This is a genomic window from Pyrobaculum sp. (assembly GCF_049971835.1).
Classification (GTDB): domain Archaea; phylum Thermoproteota; class Thermoprotei; order Thermoproteales; family Thermoproteaceae; genus Pyrobaculum.
Window position 1 is genome coordinate 1 of the sequence record NZ_JBMFKV010000227.1, and the last position, 2636, is coordinate 2636.

General features: G+C 53.8%; 3 protein-coding genes. All 3 read left to right on the top strand.

Going from position 1 to position 2636, the window contains the following annotated elements; genetic code table 11:
* A partial coding sequence (locus tag ACP5J3_RS12815; RefSeq protein WP_428496041.1) for an acyl-CoA dehydrogenase family protein occupies nucleotides 1-1090 on the top strand: 1090 nt, incomplete at its 5' end.
* Nucleotides 1091-1148: 58 nt separating this feature from the next.
* On the top strand, nucleotides 1149-2327 hold the full coding sequence (locus ACP5J3_RS12820; RefSeq protein ID WP_428496042.1) for a thiolase domain-containing protein: 1179 nt from the start codon (nucleotides 1149-1151) through the stop codon (nucleotides 2325-2327).
* Nucleotides 2328-2329: 2 nt separating this feature from the next.
* The coding region (locus tag ACP5J3_RS12825; protein WP_428496043.1) for a 3-hydroxyacyl-CoA dehydrogenase NAD-binding domain-containing protein at nucleotides 2330-2636 on the top strand (307 nt) is incomplete at its 3' end.

The window sequence follows — 2636 nt, forward strand, 5'->3', positions numbered from 1 at the left end:
GAGAGATCTCCTTAAAAAGATAGCGGAGCAGGGCTTCTTCGGGATAGGGATACCTGAGAAATACGGCGGCCAGGGCGGCGACCACAGAATGGCGGCTATAATGAGCGAGGAGTTCTGCAGAGTCCTTCCGGGGCTGAGCGTCTATTTCGGCACTAACGAGCTGTTCCTTACTCCAATAATGCTGTTCGGCTCCGAGGAGCAGAGGCAGAAATACGTCCCGCCCATCGCCCGGGGTGAGAAGTTCGGGGCTTTCGCCGTCACGGAGCCTTGTTGTGGCTCTGACGTGGCTGGCATACAGACAAAGGCCGAGAAGAAGGGAGACAGGTGGGTTATAAACGGCCGTAAGGCCTTCATCAGTAGCTCCGACGTGGCGGACTATTTCATAGTGCTGGCCCGCACCTACCCGCCACCAGACAAGAAGGTCAGGTACCTGGGCCTCACCTTCTTCATCATGGAGAGGGACACCCCCGGCTTCAAGGTGGAGCAGTGCTACCACAAGATGGGTTTGTACGGCAACCACGCCTGTGAGCTGGTGCTTGAAAACGTGGAGGTGCCCGACGAGAATAGGGTGGGCGAGGAGGGGATGGGCTTCCTCTACGCAATGGAGACCTTCGACCGGACGAGGATAGGCGTCGCCGCTCAGGCTGTGGGCATGGCCCAGGCCGCCTTTGAGAGGGCGTTCCAGTACGTACACCAGAGGCAGGCCTTCGGAGTCCCCGTCGCCTATTTCCAAGCCATCCAGTTCAGCTTGGTGGAGATGATGGCTAAGATCTTCACGGCGAGGCTCTTGACATACCTCGCGGCTAAGCTGGCCGACGAGGACAGGCGGGAGTTCACCTTTGTGGCGTCTCTAGCTAAGTTCTACGCCACAGAGGTGGCGGAGGAGGTAATTTCCGAAGCCATAAACCTCCACGGCGGCGTGGGGGTAATTAGGGAGACCGGCGTCGAGAGGTTTTTGAGAAGCGTCAAGATTACCCAGATATACGAGGGGGCTAACAACATCCAGAAGCTGGTGGCTTACCGCCAGCTAATTAGATTACTGAAGGAAAAGGGGCAGATACCTGACGAAGTAGCCAAATTAGTTACCTAAATCCACACAAAGTCTAAGACTATACAATAAATAAAATACTACTTTACTGCTTCTTTACATGGGAAAGGTGGCAGTGGTAGGGATTGGTGTCAGTAAGTTCGGCAACAGAGCCGACGTGTCTTTACCAGAATTAGCGTGGGAAGCCGTGAAGGAGGCTCTAGATGACGCACGTCTCGCGCCCGAAGACATCCAAGCTTTCGTAGTGGGGAACGTCGGTGGATGGTCTTCAGAGGCTCTACCTGCAGTGGTGGTTGGAGAATACTGCGGCTTTGTTCCTAGAAACGGGATAAGAGTAGAAGCCGCGTGCGCCACCGGATCAGCCGCTGTTAGGACGGCGTACCACATGATTGCCAGCGGTGAGGCTGATATAGTCATGGCTATCGGTGTGGAGAAGATGAACGAGTCTCCTACGCCTACGGTGGTGGAGTTTATTGGACGGGCGGGGAATTACTTCTGGGAATTTGAAAACTTTGGTTTAACCTTTCCCGGGTACTACGCGCTGTACGCCACGGCATATATGAATAGATACGGAGCTACGGAGGAGGATTTCTGTAAAGTAGCTGTAAAAAACCACTACTACGGCTCGCTCAACCCCAAGGCCCAGTTCCAGAGGGTCATCACAGTGGAGGAGTGCCTCGCCTCGCGCTACGTGGCGTGGCCGTTGAAGTTGTACGACAGTAGCCCCATAACAGACGGCGCATCTGCGGTAATACTAGCAAGCGAAGAAATCGCAAAGAAGCTCACGGACACTCCAGTCTGGATCAAGGCTGTTGGCTATGCAAATGGAACCGCTAACTTGAGCAAAAGGCTAGACTTCGTGGGGCTTGAGGCAGCGCAAGTCGCCGCCCAAATGGCGTATAAGAAAGCCGGCATTGATCCTCAGAATCCTGTTAAGTACCTAGACGTAGCTGAGGTACACGACTGCTTCACAATTGCGGAAATTATGGCTTATGAAGATCTGGGGTTTGCCAAACGTGGGGAGGGCTACAAGCTAATACGAGAGGGACAGACGTACATTGGCGGGTTGATACCAGTCAACCTAGATGGGGGTTTGAAGGCAAAGGGCCACCCAATAGGGGCCACTGGGGTTTCAATGATAGCAGAGCTTGCCAAGCAATTGCGACAACAGGTGGAGAGGGGCCGCCAAGCGCCTATTAGGAATGGGATGGCGCTGGCGCATAACATCGGCGGCACGGGGCACTACGCCTTTGTGACAATACTCAGCTTAAGTCCGTGATTATGCCTCGGGTAGCTGTGATTGGGGCAGGCGCCATGGGCCACGGCATTGCTGAGCTTTTCGCAATCGCTGGCTACGAGGTTAGTCTCGTAGATATTTCTCAAGACATCCTAAGTAAAGCGTTGAGGAATATCGAGGAGTCGCTGGTAAAAATAAAGGAGAGAGGGCGCTTAAAGGAGGATGTACAAACTATTCTTGCCAGAATTAAGCCTGTAGTGGGAGATGTGTGTAGAGCTGTTGAGGGGGTTGAGGTTGTGGTGGAGGCTGTGGTGGAGGATATTGAGGTGAAGAAGAGAGTTTTTGCTGAGG